Here is a 21,604-nt window from a genome sequence, read left to right as displayed (position 1 = left end):
CAGACTGCTGATCCAGGCGGCGGTCTCCTTTGGTTTAAGCAGCAGCGAACCGGCGGGCGCGGCGCTGCGCTCAGGCATTTTAAAACCGAGTGTGTTCTTCATCTCCATGAGATCGTTATCATCCTGACAAACAAATGGATTCAACTGCTTGCTGAATACGGAAACTGGACGCTTACTATTTATTCGCCGGTTATCGCAAGCAATGTGAAAGTAGGCCAACAATCAATAATGCCGGCTTGAATAAATTGCCCCAGTGTTCGCTAACCGTCCGGTTGTTCCACTCCCGGCCTTTGCAACGGTCAATCCGTAACACCAGATGATACTGTTGGACATCACCGCACAGGTACGGATGTCAATGGCAAAGACGCCGATCAACTTACGCAACCGGGGGGTCACCCAGGTTCTACGGTGCTTATAGTAATTGCCGGACGTGTCTTCACTTCGGAGAAAGACCCGTCGTACACGACAGCTGATGCGGTGATAGTAAGGTATGGCGACCTGGCAGAGACACTTGCTTCTTGCGTGGGTCATGACTTCCTCCTTGAAGTATTTTTATTCGTAGCGATAGAGTCTACGGATTATCAAATGCTTGTCAATTAAATTGTAGGTGTCTCAGTTTACCCAGCGGGATTTGTTGACGACTGTTGTTGCGGGATAGGTCTATTGCCGGCGGTCACAATACAGGTTTTTCGCAACGCACGTCCTGGCTGATACGCAACCGCTTTTTCGCCACAACGCCGGTGATGTCCGCCTCGACAGACTTCTGGTTCAGGATAACAAGGTACAGCAGACCCACAATTCTATGGGTGCAGGGGGAAGGCGCCCAGGCCGAATAGCCTCATCCTGAAATATTTCACCCGTGAATAGGGTCACCTAGGGAGAAGTGGACGGGCGGCAAAGCCGAGTCTGCCTCTATACTCCTGAAATGGTGTTGAATTCTAAGCCGACAGCATTATGGTTGTTGGCCATGCGGTTGAATTGAAGGGAGAATATTGTGAATCATAAGGCGATACTTATACTAACCGTGAGCGCGCTCCTCGGTGCAGCCGATGTTGCCGCGGAGAAAGCGGTATTGGCGGGTGGCTGCTTCTGGTGCATGGAGGCCGACTTCGAGAAGCTCGAGGGGGTGACCGATGTCATCTCCGGTTTTACCGGCGGCACGGCGGAGAACCCCACCTACAACGGCGATCACACTGGCCACTACGAGGCCGTGGAGATCACCTACGATCCGGACAAGGTCAGTTATGAGCAGTTGTTGGATCACTACTGGGTTAATGTCGATCCGTTCGACGATGGTGGACAGTTCTGTGACCGGGGTCCGAGTTACCTGAGCGCCATCTTTGTCGCCAACGAGCGGGAGCGCGCGCTTGCCGAACAGTCGAAAACGAAAGTGGCGGCGCAATTTCCCGACCAGGAGGTGGTGACGCCAATCCTGGATGCGGCCACCTTTTATCCCATCAAGGGCGACGAGAGCTATCACCAGGATTACTACAAGAACAATCCGGTCCGCTACAACTTTTACCGCTGGAACTGCGGTCGTGATCAGCGGCTGAAGAAGATCTGGGGGGACAAGGCGACCCATTGAGCCGACAGGGGTTACGTCTTTCCGCTTGCACCCATCCGGTTTCCCGGTAAAAACAAACGGCCCTCACTCGAGGGCCGAAACGTTATAGTTATATTGATTGCTTCTTAGTGGAACTATTTACCGGCGATCTCTTCCAGCGACTTGGCGCGGATGATCTGGCCGTCCAGAGCCGAGTCCTTGCTGTTGCGGCCGAAGGCGACGCTCATCAGCTGGCTGTAGTAGACCACCGGCATGTTGAACTTGCTGCCGAAGCGGGCGTTGATCTGGTCCTGGTAGATCTCCACGTTGGCCTGGCACAGCGGGCACGGGGTGGCGATCAGGTCGGCACCGTGGTCGTAGGCCGCCTCGATGATGCCGTGGATCATCTCCTGGGACTTCTCCGGCTCGGAGAAGGCCAGGGCGCCGCCGCAGCACTGCACCTTCTTCTCGTAGGTGGGGATGGAGTCGGCGCCCACGCTCTCGATCAGGTGGTCCAGGTAGACCGGGTTCTCGAACGACTCCTCGGCGATGCCGAACGGGCGGTTGGTCTGGCAGCCGACATAGCTGGCGATCTTCAGCCCCTGCAGCGGTTTCTTCACCTTCGCCTTGATCGCCTCGAAACCGATGTCCTCCACCAGCACTTCCACCATGTGGCGCACCGGGGTCTGGTTGTTCAGTTTCAGGTTGATCTCGTTCAGCGCGGTGTTGGCGTCGCGGAACATGTTGGCGTCTTCATGCAGGCGCTCTTTCGCCTCGCGGGTGGAGAGCCAGCAGGCGGCGCAGGTGGCGACGATCTCCTGGCCCGGGTTGTGCTGCTCGGAGAGCGCGATATTGCGCGCCGACAGGGTCAGGCGCGGCAGCTCGCCGCCACCGCCGTAGCCGATCGAGGCGCCGCAGCAGTTCCAGTCCGGGATCTCGTTGAGCTGGATGTCCAGCTCGTCGCACATGGTCTGGGTGGCGCGCATCATGTTGGATGATGAGGCCCCTGTCTGTGAGGAGCATCCCGGGTAGTATGAGACTTCTTTCTTAGCCATCTTGGTCGGTCCTCACTTAGCTGTTGCCCTGGATTTTGGCATCTTCGATCTCCTGGGCCTTCTTGATCATCTTCTGCAGACCGCCGGTGTCCTTGATGCTGTGGCCGCCAAAGAACTCCATGGCATTCATGCGCTTGGCCTTCATCATGTTCTGGCCCAGCTGCTTGTTGGCGAGGGCGTTCTTGATGCCCTGGCCGAAGCCGTCCTTGAAGTAGATGGCGAGGCCCAGCTTCAGCTCGTTGACCCGGCCCTTCTTCATCAGGTTGTCCCAGAAGATCTGCGAGAACTGTGCGGTTGGCTGGTTCTTCGGCACCAGGCCGAGGCGTTTGGCGTAGTGCGCCAGGCCGTGCATGATGTGGGTGATGGGCAGGCCGCGTGGGCAGCGTGCGATACAGTTGTAGCAGGAGGTACACATCCACATGGCGTCGGACGAGAGCACCGCCTCGCGCTTGCCGGCGCGGATCATCATGAACAGTTTCTGCGGGGTGTGCTCCCAGGCGTTGCCCAGCGGGCAGGAACCGGCGCAGACGCCGCACTGCATGCACATCTTGACCCATTCGCCCTCTTCGACGTTGGCCTCAACCTCCTTGAGGAAGCTGTTGTGGTACCTTTCGGTCATTGCGCTATTTAAATCGCTCATAATCCGTATCCCCTAGAACTTGAACGGGCTCAGGCCGATCTTCTCGACCGTCTCAGCCATATCGTTGATCAGCTTGGGCGCACGCTCGATATCGGTGATTGCCACCTCGTAGACCACGACCCGCTCCGGCTCCAGGTTGAGGGAGGAGAGGGTGTCCCCCACCTTGTCCATGCGTTCATGGGCCATGGCCGAGCCACGCACAAAGTGACACTGATAGTCGTCGCCCTTGGCGCAACCCATCAGCACGATGCCGTCATAGCCGCTGTTGAGCGAGTCGGTGATCCAGGAGAGGCTGACCGAGCCGAGGCAGCGCACCGGGATGACCCGGGCCCAGGGGTTGATCTCGACACCGTTCATGCCGGCCTGGTCGAGCGCCGGGTAGGCGTCGTTCTCGCACGCCAGCACCAGGATACGCGGCTTCTCGTCGAACTCCTCCGGCACCTCCACGTTCTTGATCTGCTGGTTGACCGACTCCACCGAGTAGTTCTCGAACGAGATCACGCGCACCGGGCAGGCGCCCATGCAAGTGCCGCAACGGCGGCAGCGTGACTCGTTGAACAGCGGGTAGCCCTTCTCGTCCTCGTTGATGGCGCCGAACGGACACTCCACGGTGCAACGTTTGCACTGGGTGCAGCCATCCATACGGAAGCTGGGGAACGACAGGTCGCCGGCACGCGGATGGGCGGCCATGCCCTTGCCGGCATTCTCCGCCGCCTGGATCGCCTTCATTGCGGCACCGGCGGCGTCATCCTGCGCCTGGCGCATGTCCATGGGACGGCGCAGCGGACCGGCGGCGTAGATGCCGGTGCGGCGGGTCTCATAGGGGAAGCAGATGAAGTGCGAATCGGTGAAGCCGTTCTTCAGATGCGGCAGGTCGGTCCCCTGGCGATAGTCCAGGTTGAGGATCGAGTCGACCGTCACGGTCGGTGCCCTGGGCGTCTCGCTGGCGGCCTCCGCCTTCTCGTCGATGACGATCGGCACGGCGTAGGGATCGGGACCGGAGTTGGGCATCATGCCCACGTCCAGGACCACCAGATCGGCCTGCATGCTGGTCTCCTCGTCCAGGATCAGGTCCTGGAACTTGACCTCCAGGCTGTCGCCGGGGACCACTTCGCTGACCTGGGCCTTGGAGAAGGTAATCATCTTCTCCTGGCCGGCGCGGTAGAAGTCCTCGCCGGCGGCACCTGGGGTGCGCAGGTTGTTGAACAGGATGGTGGTGTCGCAATCGCTGTTCTGATCCTTGAAGTACATCGCCTGCTTGATGGCGATCAGGTCACCGATACCGGAGTGGTACGACAGCTGACCCTCTTCGCTGGAACTCTGGCCGACGTTCTGTACGAAGGCAACCGCCTTCACTTCCTTGCCGTCGGAGGGGCGCTTGACGGGTCCGCCGGCGGCGGCCTTGACCAGCTTTTCCAGCTCGGCATTGGTAACGATGTCCGGGCTGCTGCTGTAGCCGTACTGCTGCAGGTTGGAGGGATCGTACAGCTTGAAACCGGTAGCCTGGATAATGGCGCCGAAGGTCTCGTTGCTGACGGCACCGGATTCGGTGGCGATATCCACATTGAAGCGGCCGGGCGCGCCGGCGGTCTTGGCCACGGTGCTGTTGAGGTGCACGGTGATCAGGCCGCTGGCCTCGATGGCCGCGATCATCTCGGCCACGCCGGTATCGCGCGGCTCCTTGTAAGGTGAACGGGTGGGGATGGCCTTGGCGTAGCCGGCCGCCTGACCGCCCAGGGCGCCCTGCTTCTCGACGATGTGCACCGGATAACCGGCCGCCGCGGATTCCAGCGCCGCGGTCATGCCGGTGATGCCGCCGCCCACCACCAGGATGGTCTTGTTCAGGCTCTGTTCGCCGGAGGCGTGGGGCAGCTTCAGGGAGCGCAGTTCGGCGCAGGCCATGCGGATGTAGTCGTCCGCCATCTCCTGGGTGGTCTCCTGGTGCTCCGGTGCATCCGGGCGCACCCAGATGACGCCCTCGCGCAGATTGGCGCGGGTCATGGCGACTTCAGGGAAGTTGAAGGCCTCCACCTTGGCGCGCCGCGAGCAGGCGGCGATCATGATGTGGCTGGCACCCTCACTGCTGATGTCGTCCCGGATCATCTGCACTCCTTCGCTGCTGCAGAGCATCTCATGCTGCTTGCAAGACTGCATCTTGCCTTCGCGGGTGGCAATCATCTCCAGCTGGCTGGAGTCCAGTCGCTCACCGATTCCGCAGCCTGTGCAGATATAACCGGCAAATTTCTTTTCGTCAGACACGTTGTTAACCCTCCGTTCCGGCGACGCGGTTTACTACCTGAATGGCGCGCAGTGCGGCGCCTGTGGCCTGCTGGACCGCGCGATTCACATCCAGCGCATCGGAAGAGCAGCCGGCTGCAAAGATACCGCCGTTTTCTGTTGCGGGCTCGATGAAGCCCTCTTCATTGATCACGATATCCACCGGGAAGCTGGCCTTGTCGACGCTGGGCTGCATGCCCACCGCCAGCACCACCAGGTCATGCTCGTTGGCATAGCGGTGATAACCCTCGGTATCCACCCCGTTCAGCACCGGGTTGCTGTTTTCCTTGTTCTGGGTGATCGAGGCGACCTTGGACTTGATGAAGGAGACGTTGGGATTCTCCCGCACCGCCTGGTAAAAATCCTCGAACCGGTCGATAGCGCGGATATCGATGTAGTAGATGGTGGACTTACCCTCGTCGCCCAGCGCCTCCTGCACATAATGGGTCTGCTTCAGGGTGGCCATGCAGCAGATGCGCGAGCAGTGCAGCAGGTGGTTCTTGTCACGCGAACCGGCGCACTGGATGAAGGCGATGTTCTTCGCCACCTCGCCATCGGAGGGGCGCAAAATCTTGCCGCCGGTCGGTCCGTTGGGATCGGCCATGCGCTCGAATTCCACATTGGTGACGACATTCTGGAAGCGGTCATAACCGTAGGGCTGGATCTTGTTGGCGTCGTACGGCTGCCAGCCGGTGGCCCAGACCACGGCGCCGGCCTTGAAGGAGACCGTCTCTTCCTGCATCTCCAGATCGACCGCGTTCACCTTGCAGGCTGTCTTGGCCTTTTCCGCCTCGTCGGTGCCGAGGATCGCCGGGTCGATCACGTAGCGTTGCGGATGAGCCATGCGGTGCGGCAGGTAGGCTCCCTTGCGCTTGCCCAGGCCGTAGTTGAACTCATCGTCAAACTCGGCGCTGACCGCCCGGGCGCAGTCGCCGCAACCGGTGCAGTTATCATTCACGTAGCGGGGACTGATCTTCACGCTGGCGGTGTAGTTGCCCGCGTCGCCCTGGATGTCGGTCACCTCGGCCATGGTCAGGATGGTCAGGTTGGGGTTCATCTTCGCCCGGCGCTGATTGATTTCCAGTCCACAGGTGGGGAAGCAGAGCTTGGGGAAATATTTGTACAGCTGGGTGACACGACCACCAACATAGGGACGTTTTTCAACCAGGACGACCTGCTTTCCTGTTTCGGCGGCTTCCAGGGCGGCGGTGAGGCCGCTGATACCGCCACCGACCACCAGGATGGTCTGGTTGGTTGCAATTACTTCCGTCATGGATGTTCCTCCGTCGCGGAAAGGGTTCAATCGATTATCTGGGCTGACAAGGGATCCCGATGGGAATTGCGGTCACCATTCAGGGTACGTAAAAACCCATAATTTAGAATTTGGTAAGATACTCTTCTCGGTTCGATCCCGCCAGATTAAACCGGTGTTGCGGCAATCGAAATTTCCGATGCGTGCATAGGTACGTTGTATCAGGTGCGGCCCGGATATGAATAATGTTGATGGGTGTGGGCGGACTATACTCTGGATATGGGAATCTGATGAATCCGGCGGCGACGGGCCATTGATGGCGACCGGGGGGCGTAGCGAACCGCGGCGGTCGTCGTCGGGCGAAACCGGGGGTGTCGCGATCCCCGCCAGCAGAACACTATGCCAACCCAGGAAAATAATAAGGAGAACTGCCGTGGCCGAGAGCACCAATCCCTATCTCCTGCCCGGACGTACACCATTGCCCAAGGGTGACGATACTTTCGAACCCAGGCGCTTCAAGCAGCTGATGGAGCAGTTGCCGATCGGCAATATCGGCCAGGTCGCGCAGGATTTACATCAGCTATTGCAGCGGATGAACGCCTCGATAATGCCGGTGGCCAGCCGGGTGAGCAATCTGGAGGCGCTGGCGAACTCGTTAATGGTGGTGCTGGAGGCGCTGGAGAAGGGTTATGCCCGGATACCGCTGCCACTCAGCCGGCGGGCGACGCTAATGGCCGACATGCACGGCAGCCTGTGCATCCTGGCCACCCAGGGTTACAAGGTGGTGCTCGATCAGTATCACCTGGAGCATTTAACCGGGCAGTTGCTGCACAAGGCCAATCGTGCCTTGGCCCTGCACCGGGTACTCTATTTCCTCGGCCGGCGGCTGCTGCAGGAGTACCAGCTCTATCGGCCGGCACCCGCCCACATCTGGCGGGAGATTCATGGTATCCACCACTACGCCTGCGACCAGAAACTGGCGGACCGGCAGGTGGGAAATCTGGATAGGCGCCTGCCCACGCAAGCCACGGTAAATGATCTTTACAAGCAGATATTACTGCTCTCCCTGGCGGGCCCCTATCGGCTGCTGCAGGGGGAAGCTGTGCGGGTCTATCTGGCGCTGCCGCGCTGGGTGCCGGAGGCGCGGCTGCTGGATCTGGGCCGTTCGAGTAGCGACGACGGCCCCTTTATCGTGGATATCGGCAGCGATGAGCCGCCTCGACGTATGGGGGGCGAGCGCGATCATCAGGTGCAGCGTGGCTGGGTGCTGGACACCAGCGATCTGGCGGTCGGCCTGGCCTCCGAGTTGGAGGCGGTGGACGCCCTGCATGGCGCCATGCGGCCCCAGGATGCCCCGGACAAGATCTCACCCGATCTGTTGGCGCGGCTGATGCTGATCTGGGGGATCGGATCCAGTCGGGTGACCGAGCGAGACCAGACGGAGGGAGAGGTGGTTCTGGTCCGGGGCCTGGAGGCAATTTACCGCGAGTTGGGTGGCGAGCGGATAGCCGACGCCGGCGCCAACCCCGGTGCCTTCAATTCAGCCGGTCCACGGAAAGAAACCAGTAAGGCCGCCCGCGGCATACCCCGTTCCGACCTGAGTGCGGATGAGCATGTGATTGCCGGCGCCGGGTCCACCGCCAAGGTCGGAGAGGTTCCGTCGGCATCGACCCTCCCGCTCTCCCACAACTGCCCGGTATACAACGAAGGCAGCAGCGGCTTCCAACTGGGCTGGAGTGCCAACGCGGCGGAGTCTATCAGTGTCGGGGAACTGGTGGCGGTAACTCATTGGGACAGAGAAGGCGAGGAGTCGTTGCGTCTGGGTGTGGTGCGCTGGATGCGCACCGAGCGTCCGCAGGTGATCGACTTCGGCGTGGAGCTGATAGGTGGTGATGTGGAGACGGTGATTTTTTACCGCCAGTGGGGGGGCGGGCAGGAGAGCTACAGCTCCGGCCTGTTGCTGCAGCGCCCGCAGGAGGATCAAACGATCATTACCCTGCCATTCTTCTCCGAAGCGGGGGAGCGCACCTGGCTGGTGACGCAGGGCCAGAAACGGGAAATCGTGCTCAGTCGGGAGATCGAGGCCACGGGCGCCTTCATCCAGTTTTATTATCATGACCAAGCCCTGCCGGAACCGCAGGCGGTGGATGACCAGGGGATCGAGGTGGCGGATTTCGAACAGCTCTGGAACAGTATCTGAGCGCGCCGGGAACGGCATCGTACCGGTCGCTGGTTGAACTCCGCTTGTCTGCCCAATGTCTGCTGTTAAGATGAATTCAACGCGGACAGCGGTGGGGATACGATGAACAACGGGCAGGGCGGCGGTGTCGGGGGTATCGGCAGGTGGATGATGATCCTCTCCTGGGTGCTGCTGCTGGGGCTGATGGCGTTTCTGTTCAACGGGATCCTGGAGAAGCAGCACAATCCCAACCAGGCACCGCTCACGCTGCGGGATAATCGTGGGGCACAGGTGGTACTGAAACGCAACCGCGCGGGCCACTATGTGGCGAGCGGCCGTATCAATGGTCATCCGGTGCTGTTCCTGCTGGATACCGGCGCCACCGATGTGGCCATCTCCGATGAACTGGCGCAGCGCCTGGAGCTGCCCAGGGGACGGCAGTCGCTGAGTCAGACCGCCAACGGCACGGTCGCCTCGTGGCAGACGCGGTTGTCCGAAGTCGGGCTGGGGGAGATTACGCTGACCGATGTGAGCGCCAGCGTATTGCCGACCATGACGGGCAGCGAGGTGCTGCTGGGCATGAGTTTTCTGAAGCAGCTGGAGTGGACACAGCGGGGCGATCAGCTGATGCTGAGAAAGTTATGACCGGGGGTAACTACTCACGGGGTGATTGCCTTGCCGGCCTCACACGATGGCTGGATCAAGATCGGCCAACAAACCAGGCCAATTACTTGCAGGCCGGGTGAGTAGCTACGACCGGGGAAACTGCCACCGGCGCGGGTGGACCTAAATGAAGCGGGCGGCGACTGTCGGACAGGCCGCCCGTTTTATCTATCAGGCGACAGTGTCTTTCAACGCCTTCAGCGCGGTGACCTTGACCACGGTGGTTGCCCGCTTGGCGGCGATCTTGATCGGTTCGCCGGTGGCCGGGTTGCGGCCCATGCGCGCCTTGCGTGCCGGTTTGACCACCCGGCGGACCTTGACGCCGGTTTCAGGGATGGCGAATTCACCGGATCCGCGACGGATCATGTGTCCCTTGACCAGGCCCCCCAGTGAGTTGAACACGTCACCGACCTGCTTGCGGCTGAGACCGGTCTCTTCGGCGATGGCCTGAAGGATCTGGGTCTTGGTCTGTTTGGCGGTGATGGCCTTGGGTTTTGCTGGAGCAGCGGCTTTCTTGACGGGGGCCTTTTTCGCGGCGGCTTTCTTGACGGGCGCCTTTTTAGCTACGGCTTTCTTGGCGACGACCTTCTTCTTTGCTACGGGTGCTTTTTTAGCGGCGGTTTTTTTTGCAGCTTTTTTCTTGACGGCCATGGAAAACTCCTGGGTTAGACCTGATGAGTGCGCGCTAAACATAGCATAGATTTGTGTTTTTCCAAGTACTTCCAAGCGGAAATGCAGTAAAAACCGGCCTTTTTCACATTTCCCCGGATTTTCCGGGGCGCGGCGGTATGGATCAGGTCTGACGGGTACGCCGCGCTTCGACCCTTTCAGGGTTGGCGTGCGGGATCACAAGCGATAGCAGACGCCGCCCCGGCGACTGTCGCCGCAGCCGGAGAGTTGGCCATTGTTTTTGCGCATCACCGAGTGGGCGCCGCCAAAGAACAGGTTTTTTTCCGGCCAGCAGCGGATGTCGGCAAACTCCTTTCCCAGTGCCCGGAGGGTGGCGGCGGAAGGTCCGTTTTCGATATTCAGCAGGTCGGACTCGAAATGCACGCGTGGTTGTTCGACCGCCGGTTCGATCTCCATGCCGAAGTCGATCAGATTGATCAGCACCTGGAGAATGGCGCTGCGTATCCTGTTGGAGCCGCCCGAGCCGAGCGCGATGGTATCGCCGGCGGCGGTGTTCACCAGGGAAGGGGACATCATGGAAGCGATGCGCCGATTGTACGGCCAGCGATTGAACCCGTGCGGATTGATATCCTCTTCGCCGAGCATGTTGTTCAGCATGATGGCGCATCCGGGCAGCACATAGCCCGACCCCTCGCCGTTGGACAGGGTCATGCTGGCCAGATTGCCTGCCCCGTCGGCGATACTGATCTGGGTGGTGCCGCGGGAGAAACCCTTGTGATTGCGCATCACCTCCCGGTAGCGGCCGAGCAGTTCGCTGGAGAGGATGTCGAGCCCGGATGCTGCCGTGCCACCCGCGCCGATCCCCTGGTCGCTGCGCAGTTGCTGGGTCAGCTTCATGGCGTGGCTGATGCGACCGAGGTGGGCGGCGCTGTTGACCCGGTACTGCCCCAGCCGCTCCTGCTCCAGCAGCGCCAGGGTGAAGGCGATCAGGATACCGCCGATGGAGGGCGGCGGATTGGTGAACAGCCGGGTGCCGCGATAGTCGAGGGTCAGTGGTAATCGCCGTACCACCTGATAAGACTCCAGGTCGGTCGGGGTAAGACAGCCGCCATGGCCATGGCAGTCGCTGGTCAGCTGGCGCCCCATCTCGCCGCGGTAAAACAGCGCCTCCCCTTCCAGTGCCAGGATCTCGAAGCCATCCGCCGTGGTGGGATTGCACACCGTCTCATCCCGCCCGGCGATCACGCCCGGTTGCCGCGCGCTGGCATGCAACTGCAGCGCCTCCGGACTTGACTGGATGATGGGGGATACGATCTCGGCGATGTAGTGCTGAAAGCTGTTTACCCGCACGCCGTCGCGGGCGGCTTCACAGGCCGGCTGAATGATCTCCCGCAACGGCATACTGCCGAGGTCGCGGTGGATGGCGAAGGCCCCCTTGATCGCCCCCGGGGTGGCGATCGATCCCATGCCGATATGGAACTCCTGCTGGGCGGTGCCGAAGTCGGCCAGGATGGGATAAAAATCGAGTTCTGATTCAACCGGCCGGGCATGGGGTGTCTGGGCGAAAAAGTCATACAGCAACGGTTGCGAGTCGGCGGACTGGGCCGTCAGGAAGCCGCCACCCCCGAGGGAGGCCAGCACCGGCTCGGCGACGCAGGCAGCGAACAGTGCCGCCAGCGCGGCATCAAAGGCGTTGCCGCCGGCGCGCAGAATCTCCGTTGCGGCGCTGGCGGTGACCGGATGACCGGCCGCCACGATTCCTGCTGATTTTTTCATTTATGTTGTGCTCGGGTTGAATCTGTGGCATCAGTTCAAGTATTAGTCTAATGATACCGATAAACTCTATGTTTCCATTGGCTAGTTTCTATCCTGAAACGGCGGCAGGCAAGGCGGTATCCGCAGCGATCCGGACCGCGCCGGTACTGGACTTGCCCGGTATGAAAACAGATTTTCTTCCACTCTGACAACAGTATGGCATCGCCCGATGGTGGATGAGGGCGGCCCGAAGCCGGGATGGTTTGATCTATGCTTTGCGTAGGATTACCCGCCGGAACGCAGGTGCTGGCGTGGAAAGTGAACATCGATTGTGAACGCCCTCAGGGCGGGCGCATGGGGGATTGTCTATGGCGGTAGTGCCAAAACAGAACGGTTTGAATATTTTGCGGAAGCTGGTACCGCTGAATACGCTCACGGAAGAGACCCTGGCCGAGCTGATGGAGGCGGTCGAGTTTGAGAAGATTGCCAAGGGCGATTACCTGTTCCATGAAGGCGATACCAATCCCGAGCGCATCTATCTGCTCTCGGGCAGGGTCGCCCTGCTGGAGGATGGCAAGGAGGTGGATGCCGTTGCCGCCGACAGCAACATGGCGCGCTATCCCGTGGCCCACCACCTGCCGCGCAAATTTTCCGTTCAGGCCAGAACCAAGGCCGAAATTGTCCGCATTGACAGTCACCAGCTCAGTGAGCTGCTGACCCGTGGTGGTAACGCCCTGTATCGGGTTGAAGAGCTGAGCGCCGACGCCGACGATGACTGGATGGGCCAGCTGCTGCAGTCACCGATTTTTCAGCGCATACCGGCGGCCAATATCCAGAATATCATGATGCGCATGGAGGAGGTGCAGGTTGCGGCCGGCGAGCTGGTGATCCGCCAGGGCGACGACGGGGACTACTTCTACCTGATCAACCGCGGCCAGTGCTCCATCACCCGGGAACGGGGGGATGGGGAGATCGAGGAGCTCGCGCAGGTCGGTGCCGGCCACTGCCTGGGCGAGGAGTCGCTGCTCTCCGGCAAGCCGCGCGGCAGCACCGTCTCCATGCTCACCGACGGCGTCCTGTTTCGGCTGGGGAAAAAGGATTTCGTTGAATACATCAAGTTGCCGCTGGCCAACGCCATCAGCTATGAGGTGGCGCTGGACAAGGTGGAGAAGGGCGCCGTCTGGCTGGATGTTCGATCGCCCCAGGAGCATCAACGCGTGCAGATTCCGAACAGCCGGAGCGTACCCTTCAATGCCCTGCGCTCGGCACTGCCGGAACTCGATAAACAGAAACCCTATGTCATCTACTGTCAGGACGGATTGGTGAGCTCCACGGCGGTCTATCTGCTGATGGAACAGGGGCTGGATGCCTATGTGCTGCAGCGGGGACTCGAATCGGTACCCGATGAGGCGTTGCACCGGGACAAGTCCCGGGAGCGCGCGCAAGTCATCAACCTGCACCCGGAACAGGCGGGTCCCGAGGAAGGCGTGCCGGATATCGGCTCGGCACCGGATGACGAGGCCGGGCTGCTGCGCGAGCGGCTGCAGAAAACCGAGGCCCAGGCCCAGGAACAGATGCAGCGGGCACTGAAAATGAAGCTGATGCTGGAAAAGCTCAAAGGGCGTCTGGTGGAGGCGGAAGCGGCGGAAACCCGGGAGGGCGAAGCGAGCCGACGGCTGGCCGGCGAAGTGGAGCAGCTGCAGAAACAGCTGGATGCCGGCGAGAAAACCCGCGAAACCCTGAAAAAGCAGCAGACATACATTGAGGCGCAGCTGGCGGATGTGGCCGGCGAGCGTGATCAGCTGCAGGACAAGCTGGGCGAGGTCTATCAACAGATAGGCAAGCTGGAGAAACGCCTGGAGGCGCAGCAGCAGGGGGAGGCGCGACTGCAGCAGTCCCAGACCGAGGCCCAGGAGGCGTTGCAGCGGGCGCTGAGCGGCAGCCGCACGGAACTGGGCGAGCTCCAGGCGGAAAAAACCATGCTGGCACAGGAGGCCGGAAGGTTGCAGGAAGCCCTGGAGGGGGCGCGCGCCGAGCTGGAGCAGCTGGGGGGTGAGCTGACGCACACAAGGCAGGCGGCCGCAGCGGCGTTGGCGAAACAGCAGGAAGAGGCAGGGCTCAGGGAGTCCCTGGTCGAGGCCCAGGAAACACTGCAGCGGGCGCTGAGTGACAGCCGCACGGAACTGGGCGAGCTCCAGGCGGAGAAAACCACGCTGGACGAGGAGGCCGGAAGGTTGCAGGAGGCCCTGGAGGGGGTGCAGGCCGTGCTGGCGCAACGGGGGGATGAGCTGAGCCAATCCCGGCAGGCGGCGGAAGCGGCCCAGGAACAACAGCAGGCGACACAGCGCGACCTGCAGGCGCTGCAGGAGGAGGCGGCCGCGTTACGCGCCGCCCATGAACGGCAGCAGAGCGAGGCGGCCGAACAGGTGCAGGCCATGGCCGAAATCCTGGCGGCGGCCAACAGCCGGATCGAATCACTGGAGGCGGCCCTGGCGGAGCGGGGTGCCGATGACACCGCGCGCGACGCGGCATTGGCGAGCGCCGATCAACAGCAGCGGCTGCTCAATGCCGAACTGGACCGGCTGCGCGCCGAACTGGAGGCCGCCGATGCCCGCATCGGTGATCTGGATGCCGAACGGCAGGTCCTGAAACAGGCGCAGACAGAGCGACAGAGTGATCAGGAGGCGGCGCTACGGCAATCACTCGATGAGGCGGTCGAGGGACGGAATCAGGCACAGTTCGCATTACAGGCCGCATCAGATGAGCGGGACCGGGTGGCGGCGGAGCTGGCGGTGCTGCAGAAGAGCTTTGTTCAGCTGCAGCAACTCGCCGATGAGCGGGAGAGCGGCCTGGTCGAACTGCGCTTGCAGATGGAGCGGGAGCAGCGCGCCGGGACCGAGGACGAACAGGCGCGCGGCCGGCAACAGGATGAACTGGAGCGGCTGACACAGGCGCTCGCTGCGGCCAACGCGGAGCTTGAGTCGGCCCGCCAGGCGACACAGGAGAAGACGCAGTCCCTGACGGAGTTGCAGCAACTACGGGACACGGATCAGGCCGAGGTGCAGGAGACAACGGCCCGGCTGGAAGCGGCCGAGCAGGCGCTGCAGGAGTTACACCGGGAGCGTGAACAGCTGACCGCCGAGCTCTCCGGTCTGGACACCGAACGCGGCGACCTCACCCGGCAGCTGGAGAACGATCGCCAGCGCCGCGCCGAGCTCGAAGCCCGACTGGCCGAGGCGGCACAGGCGGAGGAACGGCCCTCCACCGAAGAGGTGGATTTCCTGCGTGCGGAACTGGCGGAGGCAACCGCGGCGCGGGTCGCGGCCGAAGATGCCCTGGCAGCGGCCGGCCGGGTGGCCGCCAGTAGCCCGGCGGCACAGAATGAAATCAAGGCGGTGCAGGCCGAACTGGAGACCCTGAACGACGCGCTGGACGAGGCGGACAAGGCCTACGACACGCTCGTCCGGGAGAAGGCGCAGCTACAGGAGGAGCTGGAGCAGTTGCGCGCGGCGGCGCCGGGGGCGGAGGACAATGCGCGGCTGCGGGAACAGAAGGCGGCTGCCGAGCAGGAAGTGGCGCGTCTCGGCGAGGCCCTGGACGCGTTGCGTGAGCAGGTCGAGGCCGAGGCGTACCAGCGGTGCCAGGCGGAGGAGGCCGCGGTGGAAGCGCCGGCCACCGGAACACCGGCCAAAGGGGTAGCCGAACTGCAGCAGGCGCTGGAGGAGGCGCATGGCGCACTCAAGGAGCTGGAGCTCAACAGCTCGGTCGATGCCGCGGAGTGTGAAGTACTGCGCCAGGATATCGACAAGCTGAAGCGTTCGCTGGATGAGCGCAGCGCCGAGCTGGAAAGGACGCGCAAAGAGAGCCTGCTGCTGGAAGAGAAGACCGAAGAGCGCAACAGCGAGATCGATCGTCTCAAACTGGCACTGGAAGCGGCCCAGGTCGAGGCCGACGAGGCGACTTTCAAAAAAGATGAGGCGCTGGAGGCGCGCAAGCAGGTCGAGGATTCGCTGTATGCGCTGCAGAAGCAGATCGAACACGGGCGTCCCCGGGATGATCTGCTGGACAAGCGGCTGGCCGCGTCGATGGGCCCGCTGGTGGTCGGCCACAGTTCCAGCCGACAAAAACTGGTCGGTGTGCTGATCGGGGCGGTACTGGCCTTCGGGGTGGCGGAGGCGCTCTCCCTCCTGGGGGGCAATGGCGAGATCATCAGCGGCTTCCTGGGGGCGGCGCCGGTTGTCTCCCCGAGCCCGGAGAGTGAGCCCGTTGCCCCGGTGGCGCCACCGGTCGCCGCGCCGCTCGCCAAACCGCCTCGGACGCCGACGCCCGCGGTGCCGGAAATACCGCGGGCGCCGGTGGTTGCCCCGCGTGAGCCGGTGACGCCCAAGCCCCCCCCTGAGCCCCGGGGAACGGCCACCGGCAGCTTGATCCAGGACCCTCTGGCCACCGGCGGAAGCGGCCCGGAGATGGTCTATGTCGCGGGTGGGGTATTCCGCATGGGCAGCGCCATCAGCCAGCTGGCCAGTGAAGAGCAGCCGGTACATGAAGTGCGTTTGCGCAGCTTTAGTATCGGGCGCTACGAGGTGACCTTCCGGGAGTATGCGCGGTTCGCCGCCGCCACCGGACGCGGATTGCCGGATGACCTCGGCTGGGGACAGGGGCCGCGCCCGGTGATCAATGTCAGCTGGAATGACGCCAGGGCCTATACCGACTGGCTGAGCGAGCAGACCGGCCAGCGCTACCGGCTGCCGAGCGAGGCGGAGTGGGAGTATGCGGCCGCGGCGGGTACCGATACGCCATACTGGTGGGGTTTTGATCTGGGCTCGGGTAACGCCAACTGTTTCAACTGCGGCAGCGAATGGGACGGTGCCTCAACCGCGCCGGTGGGCCGCTTCGTGGCCAATCCGTTCGGCCTTCACAACACCGCGGGCAACGTCATGGAGTGGGTGGAGGACTGTTACCACGGCTCCTACGAGGGCGCGCCGACCGATGGATCGAGCTGGCAGGAGCCGGGGTGTCGCGAGCGGGTGGTGCGGGGTGGTGCATTCAACAAGCCGGGCGTGAGTCTGCGGGTCACCCGGCGGGGGCGGCATGAAGTGGATACCCGGCTGCTGGTGCTCGGTTTCCGGGTAGTCCGTGAGGTGCGCTGATTGCCGCGCCTGATGCGGGCTCCTTGTGATAAGGGCCTTTATTTCTTGACAGGCCCTAATGAAAAGGCCCGTGACGCTGCAGCATCACGGGCCTGTGGGTGGGTGTCTATTTTAAACGAAGAAACTATCGATAGGTTTCAGTATGAGATCGGACTTCAGCCATGCCGGCTCAGGTTCGTACACAAGCGGGATCTCCTGGAGTTGAAGGGTGGGGCGCAGGATGTCGCAGGGTCCCTCACAGTGGACCGGGGTTGGCCGCCTTTCTGAACGGCTCTGTGGGAGTCGTTCGCCGCTGGTCATGTCATATACACGGATCATATTGCACCCCTGGAGTCGGTGGACTGATTGATCTCACTATAATTAGCGGACGCCGCCGGCAAACCTTTAGGGTTTCCTGATTTCCCAGCTAACCCGGCTGTGCTCAGGAAAACGGATGTCGCTAACGATGCGGTTCACAAGCCCGCCGCGCCGCACCGGCGCTGCTGCCGGAAGCCCGGTGCAACCATCCATCGCCCCGGATCACCTATACTGTGAATGAAGTAATGTCGTGGGCACAGGGCAGGTATGGCAACAGAGCGAGAACGAGTGCGGGTGACGGCGAAAGGCGGCGGTCGGGCGCGGATGCTGGTGGCCGCGCTGATCGGGGCGATGATGCTGAATCCGCCGCTGTTGGAGATCTTCTCCAGCGCCACGGGTAGCCGTCTCTTCGGCTGGCCGCTGATCATCCTCTATATTAACCTGATCTGGTTGTTGCTGATTGTCCTGGTGGTCTATCCGAAAGTCTGGCGGCTGCTCAGGGAAGCCTGGCGTTCCAGGGCCGGCACCCTGCGCAAAGGGCGGTATTGATGCCGTTTGTCTGGCTGGTCTTCGTTACCTCGCTGGCCTACCTGGGGCTGCTGTTCCTGATCGCCCACTATGCCGACAGGCGTGCCCGGCAGGGGCGCAGCATCGGCGCCAATCCTTATGTCTACTCGCTGTCCCTGGCGGTCTACTGCACCTCCTGGACCTTCTACGGCAGTGTCGGCCGGGTGGCGACCGACGGCATCGGTTTCCTGCCCATCTATCTGGGGCCCACCCTGGTGTTTCTGGTGGCGCCGTTTCTGTTGCGCAAGATCCTGAAAATTGCCGAGGCGCAGCACACCACCTCGATTGCCGACTTCATCTCCTCCCGTTACGGCAAGAGCCAGAAGCTGGCCGGTCTGGTGACGGTGGTGGCGGTGATCGGCATCATGCCCTACATCGCCTTGCAGCTGAAGGCGATCTCCACCAGTTTCGATATCCTGGGGGGCTACCCCACGATCAGCACCTATCTTCCCCACACCACCAGCGTACTCAATGACAAGGCGTTCTACGTCACTATCGTGCTGGCCTTGTTCACCATCCTTTTTGCCACCCGGCGCCTGGACGCCTCGGAGCACCATGAAGGATTGATGGTGGCGATCGCCTTTGAGTCACTGGTCAAGCTGTTTGCCTTTTTGGCGGTCGGCGTCTTTGTCACCTTCTTCATGTTTGACGGATTCGAGTCGATCTTTGACCGGGTGGAAGCGGATGAGGGGCTCGCCCGCCTGATCTCCGGAGAGGCACTGTTCGAAAGCGGCAGCTGGACCTCGCTGATGGTGCTGGCGGGGCTGGCGATCTTCTGCCTGCCGCGCCAGTTTCAGGTCACGGTGGTGGAGAACACCAACCGCTCGCATCTGGATAAGGCGATGTGGCTGTTTCCGCTCTATCTGCTGGCGATCAACTTTTTTGTACTACCGATCGCCATCGCCGGGCTGGTCACCTTTCCGCCCGGGGCGGTCAATCCCGACACCTTCGTGCTGGCGCTGCCGATGGTGGCGGAGCAGCCGGGGTTGGCGCTGCTGGTTTATATCGGCGGCCTCTCCGCCGCCAGCGGTATGGTGATCGTGGCGACCGTGGCCCTGAGTACCATGGTCTCGAACGATCTGATCGTGCCGCTGCTGCTGCGCCTGCGCCTGTTCCATTTCGGCAGCAGGGCCTCCGACACGGCCACCGGCATGCTCAAGGCGCTGCGCCGGCTGAGTATTCTGGGTGTGCTGTTCCTCGCCTACAGCTATGTCACGCTCATCGGCGACTCCTATGCGCTGGTGACCATCGGCCTGGTCTCCTTTGCGGCGGCGGCCCAGTTTGCGCCGCTGATCATCGGCGGCATCTTCTGGAAGGGGGCGACTCTGGCCGGGGCCCTGACCGGCCTGATGAGCGGTTTTCTGGTCTGGGGCTACACCCTGGTGCTGCCGGCCTTCGCCCAGTCCGGCTGGCTGCCGCTGTCCATCGTCGAGCTGGGACCGTTCGAGATCGGTTTGCTGAAACCCCAGGCGCTGTTTGGTGTGGCCTGGGAAAATCCGCTGATTCACAGTCTCTTCTGGAGCGCCTTTTTCAATATCGGACTCTATCTGCTGGTGTCCCTGTTCTCCCGCCAGAGTCTGATCGAGCGAACCCAGGCGCGGGCGTTTGTGGATGTGTTTTCGCCCAAGAGTGAGTACGCCACCCGCCCCTGGGAGGGGCAGATCCGCATCGCCGACCTGGAGCGGATCGTTGAGCGGTTCGTCGACCGTCACCGGGTGGAGCAGCTGTTTGGGCGCTATCGCGACAGCGGCTCCTCGGCCTATTCGCCCGGCATGGATGCACCGGCGGATCTGCTCACCCAGGTGGAGAAATTGCTCGCCGGGGTGGTCGGCTCCGCCTCCGCCCGGGTGATGATCAACAGCAGTCTGCGGCGTACCAATATCAACCTGGACAGCGTACTGGACATTATTGACGAAGCCTCCTCGGCCGTGGAGGGGAGTCGCGAAGTACTGAAGTCGGTGATTGAAAATGTCGATCAGGGCATCTCCATGTTCGACAAGGAGATGAATCTGGTGGCATGGAACCGGCGTTTCGTGGAGATCAACGGGCTGCCGGAACGGATGTTGCGCAGCGGCGTCACCCTGCGTGATATCTGCAGCTATAACATCGATCAGGGTGAGTACGGCCTGGTCGAGGATCGGGAGGCCTTTATCCAGCAGTACATCCGGGACACCTTCCAGCCGCAGCGGATGGTGTTTGAAAAGGTGCGGCCCAACGATACCGTGCTGGAGCTGTGCCGCACCCCCCTGGCGGCGGGCGGCGTGGTCACCACCTATACCGACATCACCCAGCGCAAGCAGGCCGAGCTGGAACTGACCAGGCTGCGTAACCTGCTGGGCAACATCATCGACTCCATGCCGTCGGCGCTGATCGGTATCGATGTGGCGGGCCGTATCACCCACTGGAACCGGGAGGCGGAACGGATGAGCGGGATCAAGGCGGCAGCCGCCATTGGTGAGACACTGACCCAGCTGATCCCGCAGTTTCCGGACGTCCTGCAGAAGGTAGAGCGGGCCATCGGCGAGCTGGCGCCGGCCCAGGAGACCAATCTGCGCTGGGAAGACGCCAAGGGCGAGGTTCATTACATGGATGTCACCATCTATCCGCTGCTGGCCGAATCGGTGGAGGGGGCGGTGATCCGCCTGGACGACGTGACCGAGACGGTGCGTATGGAAGAGATGATGGTGCAGTCCGAGAAGATGCTTTCGGTGGGCGGCCTGGCGGCGGGTATGGCCCACGAGATCAATAATCCGCTGGCCGGTATTGTGCAGAGTGTGCAAGTGATGAACACCCGGCTGGGGCCGGAGATGGCGAAAAATCGCCAGGTGGCGGAGGCCTGCGGCACCTCGATCGAGGCCATCGACCGCTATATGGATAAACGCGGCATCGCGCCACTGCTGGAGATGGTTTCGGAATCCGGCAAGCGCGCGGCCAAGATCGTCAGCAGCATGCTCAGTTTCAGCCGCAAGAGCGACCTGAAGTTTGAGCTGCGGGATCTGCGGCTGCTGCTCGATGAGACCGTGGAGATCGCCTCCAATGACTACAATCTGGCCAAGCACTACGATTTCAGACGGATCTCCATCGTACGCGAATATGCCGCGGATCTGCCGGAGGCCTGGTGCGAGGGCGGGCAGATCCAGCAGGTGCTGCTCAATCTGCTGAAAAACGGTGCCCAGGCGATGTTTGAGGCCGCCACCAACGGCGACCAGAGCGGTGGCAATGACCGCTTCATCCTGCGTGCCTATCGGGATCGGCAGTGGGCCTGCGTGGAGATCGAGGACAACGGCCCCGGTATGAGCCCGGCGGTGCGCCGGCGCATCTTTGAACCTTTTTTCACCACCAAGGAGGTCGGCTCCGGCACCGGACTCGGGCTCTCGGTCTCCTACTTCATCATTACCCAGAACCATCGCGGCAGCATCGAGGTGAAGCCGGTCAGGGAGGGAGGCAGCTGTTTCGTCATCCGTCTGCCGACGAAGCCGCCGGAACGGGTCTGATTCATTCCCGGTCAGCGGAAAGCGCCGGTTCGGCTGGAACGGCCGCGCCGGCTGTTGTATTGTCGTCGGCTGGCACGCCGGGACCGCGCGATGCCCTAACAA

The 21,604-nt window shown here is 62.1% G+C and carries 13 protein-coding genes; 7 read left to right on the top strand and 6 right to left on the bottom strand.

Annotation, left to right across the window (positions count from 1 at the left end):
* A partial coding sequence (locus tag NPX02_RS17420) for a hypothetical protein (protein ID WP_260295102.1) occupies nt 1-240 on the top strand: 240 nt, incomplete at its 5' end.
* 754 nt (nt 241-994) lie between these two features.
* Nucleotides 995-1,585 carry a peptide-methionine (S)-S-oxide reductase MsrA gene (gene msrA / locus NPX02_RS17415; RefSeq protein WP_335342598.1) on the top strand — a complete coding sequence of 197 codons (591 nt, stop codon included), beginning with the start codon at nt 995-997 and terminating at the stop codon, nt 1,583-1,585.
* Nucleotides 1,586-1,698: 113 nt separating this feature from the next.
* On the opposite strand, the gene NPX02_RS17410 is transcribed toward msrA, so the two are convergent.
* The 4 genes from NPX02_RS17410 to NPX02_RS17395 are packed head-to-tail and all read right to left on the bottom strand — an operon-like array spanning nt 1,699 to nt 6,788.
* Nucleotides 1,699-2,598: a CoB--CoM heterodisulfide reductase iron-sulfur subunit B family protein gene (locus NPX02_RS17410; RefSeq protein ID WP_260295101.1), complete on the bottom strand. Its 900-nt coding sequence runs from the start codon at nt 2,596-2,598 to the stop codon at nt 1,699-1,701.
* A gap of 16 nt (nt 2,599-2,614) precedes the next feature.
* A complete protein-coding gene (locus NPX02_RS17405; protein WP_260295099.1) occupies nt 2,615-3,238 on the bottom strand; it encodes a 4Fe-4S dicluster domain-containing protein in 624 nt (207 codons plus the stop codon).
* 12 nt (nt 3,239-3,250) lie between these two features.
* On the bottom strand, nt 3,251-5,497 hold the full coding sequence (locus NPX02_RS17400; RefSeq protein ID WP_260295097.1) for a hydrogenase iron-sulfur subunit: 2,247 nt from the start codon (nt 5,495-5,497) through the stop codon (nt 3,251-3,253).
* 4 nt (nt 5,498-5,501) lie between these two features.
* Nucleotides 5,502-6,788 (bottom strand): CoB--CoM heterodisulfide reductase iron-sulfur subunit A family protein, encoded by a 1,287-nt coding sequence (locus NPX02_RS17395; protein ID WP_260295096.1) that lies wholly within the window; start codon nt 6,786-6,788, stop codon nt 5,502-5,504.
* Nucleotides 6,789-7,200: 412 nt separating this feature from the next.
* Between NPX02_RS17395 and NPX02_RS17390 the strand changes: the two genes are divergently transcribed.
* Entirely contained in the window at nt 7,201-8,967 is a 1,767-nt protein-coding gene (locus NPX02_RS17390; protein ID WP_260295095.1) for a hypothetical protein, read from the top strand.
* Between the two features lie 102 nt (nt 8,968-9,069).
* Nucleotides 9,070-9,591 (top strand): retropepsin-like aspartic protease family protein, encoded by a 522-nt coding sequence (locus tag NPX02_RS17385; RefSeq protein WP_260295094.1) that lies wholly within the window; start codon nt 9,070-9,072, stop codon nt 9,589-9,591.
* 189 nt (nt 9,592-9,780) lie between these two features.
* Here NPX02_RS17385 and NPX02_RS17380 read toward each other — a convergent pair whose 3' ends face one another.
* Nucleotides 9,781-10,260 (bottom strand): HU family DNA-binding protein, encoded by a 480-nt coding sequence (locus NPX02_RS17380; protein WP_260295093.1) that lies wholly within the window; start codon nt 10,258-10,260, stop codon nt 9,781-9,783.
* Nucleotides 10,261-10,455: 195 nt separating this feature from the next.
* Nucleotides 10,456-12,015 (bottom strand): gamma-glutamyltransferase, encoded by a 1,560-nt coding sequence (locus NPX02_RS17375; RefSeq protein WP_260295092.1) that lies wholly within the window; start codon nt 12,013-12,015, stop codon nt 10,456-10,458.
* A 347-nt stretch (nt 12,016-12,362) separates the two neighbouring features.
* On the opposite strand from NPX02_RS17375, the gene NPX02_RS17370 reads away from it, so the two are divergent.
* From NPX02_RS17370 to NPX02_RS17360, 3 genes are all read left to right on the top strand, one after another.
* Nucleotides 12,363-17,144 (top strand): SUMF1/EgtB/PvdO family nonheme iron enzyme, encoded by a 4,782-nt coding sequence (locus NPX02_RS17370; RefSeq protein ID WP_260295091.1) that lies wholly within the window; start codon nt 12,363-12,365, stop codon nt 17,142-17,144.
* A 564-nt stretch (nt 17,145-17,708) separates the two neighbouring features.
* Nucleotides 17,709-17,990 (top strand): hypothetical protein, encoded by a 282-nt coding sequence (locus NPX02_RS17365; protein WP_260295090.1) that lies wholly within the window; start codon nt 17,709-17,711, stop codon nt 17,988-17,990.
* The gene (locus NPX02_RS17360; protein ID WP_260295089.1) at nt 17,990-21,502 is read left to right on the top strand and encodes a PAS-domain containing protein; all 3,513 of its coding nucleotides are present in this window, start codon (nt 17,990-17,992) and stop codon (nt 21,500-21,502) included. Before NPX02_RS17365 ends, NPX02_RS17360 begins: the two co-directional genes overlap by 1 nt.
* Nucleotides 21,503-21,604 lie beyond the last annotated feature (102 nt).

The organism is Sedimenticola hydrogenitrophicus, from assembly GCF_025175675.1.
Taxonomy (GTDB): Bacteria; Pseudomonadota; Gammaproteobacteria; order Chromatiales; family Chromatiaceae; genus Sedimenticola; species Sedimenticola hydrogenitrophicus.
The sequence above is the reverse complement of the archived record's forward strand: the minus strand, read 5'-3'. Positions and strand labels throughout refer to the sequence as shown.

Excerpts from the sequence above, each read along its gene's own strand:
- NPX02_RS17410 (WP_260295101.1), bottom strand. The coding sequence starts at position 2,598 with ATGGCTAAGAAAGAAGTCTCATACTACCCGGGATGCTCCTCACAGACA.
- NPX02_RS17405 (WP_260295099.1), bottom strand. The coding sequence starts at position 3,238 with ATGAGCGATTTAAATAGCGCAATGACCGAAAGGTACCACAACAGCTTC.
- NPX02_RS17395 (WP_260295096.1), bottom strand. The coding sequence starts at position 6,788 with ATGACGGAAGTAATTGCAACCAACCAGACCATCCTGGTGGTCGGTGGC.
- NPX02_RS17385 (WP_260295094.1), top strand. The coding sequence starts at position 9,070 with ATGAACAACGGGCAGGGCGGCGGTGTCGGGGGTATCGGCAGGTGGATG.
- NPX02_RS17380 (WP_260295093.1), bottom strand. The coding sequence starts at position 10,260 with ATGGCCGTCAAGAAAAAAGCTGCAAAAAAAACCGCCGCTAAAAAAGCA.
- NPX02_RS17375 (WP_260295092.1), bottom strand. The coding sequence starts at position 12,015 with ATGAAAAAATCAGCAGGAATCGTGGCGGCCGGTCATCCGGTCACCGCC.
- NPX02_RS17370 (WP_260295091.1), top strand. The coding sequence starts at position 12,363 with ATGGCGGTAGTGCCAAAACAGAACGGTTTGAATATTTTGCGGAAGCTG.
- NPX02_RS17365 (WP_260295090.1), top strand. The coding sequence starts at position 17,709 with ATGGCAACAGAGCGAGAACGAGTGCGGGTGACGGCGAAAGGCGGCGGT.
- NPX02_RS17360 (WP_260295089.1), top strand. The coding sequence starts at position 17,990 with ATGCCGTTTGTCTGGCTGGTCTTCGTTACCTCGCTGGCCTACCTGGGG.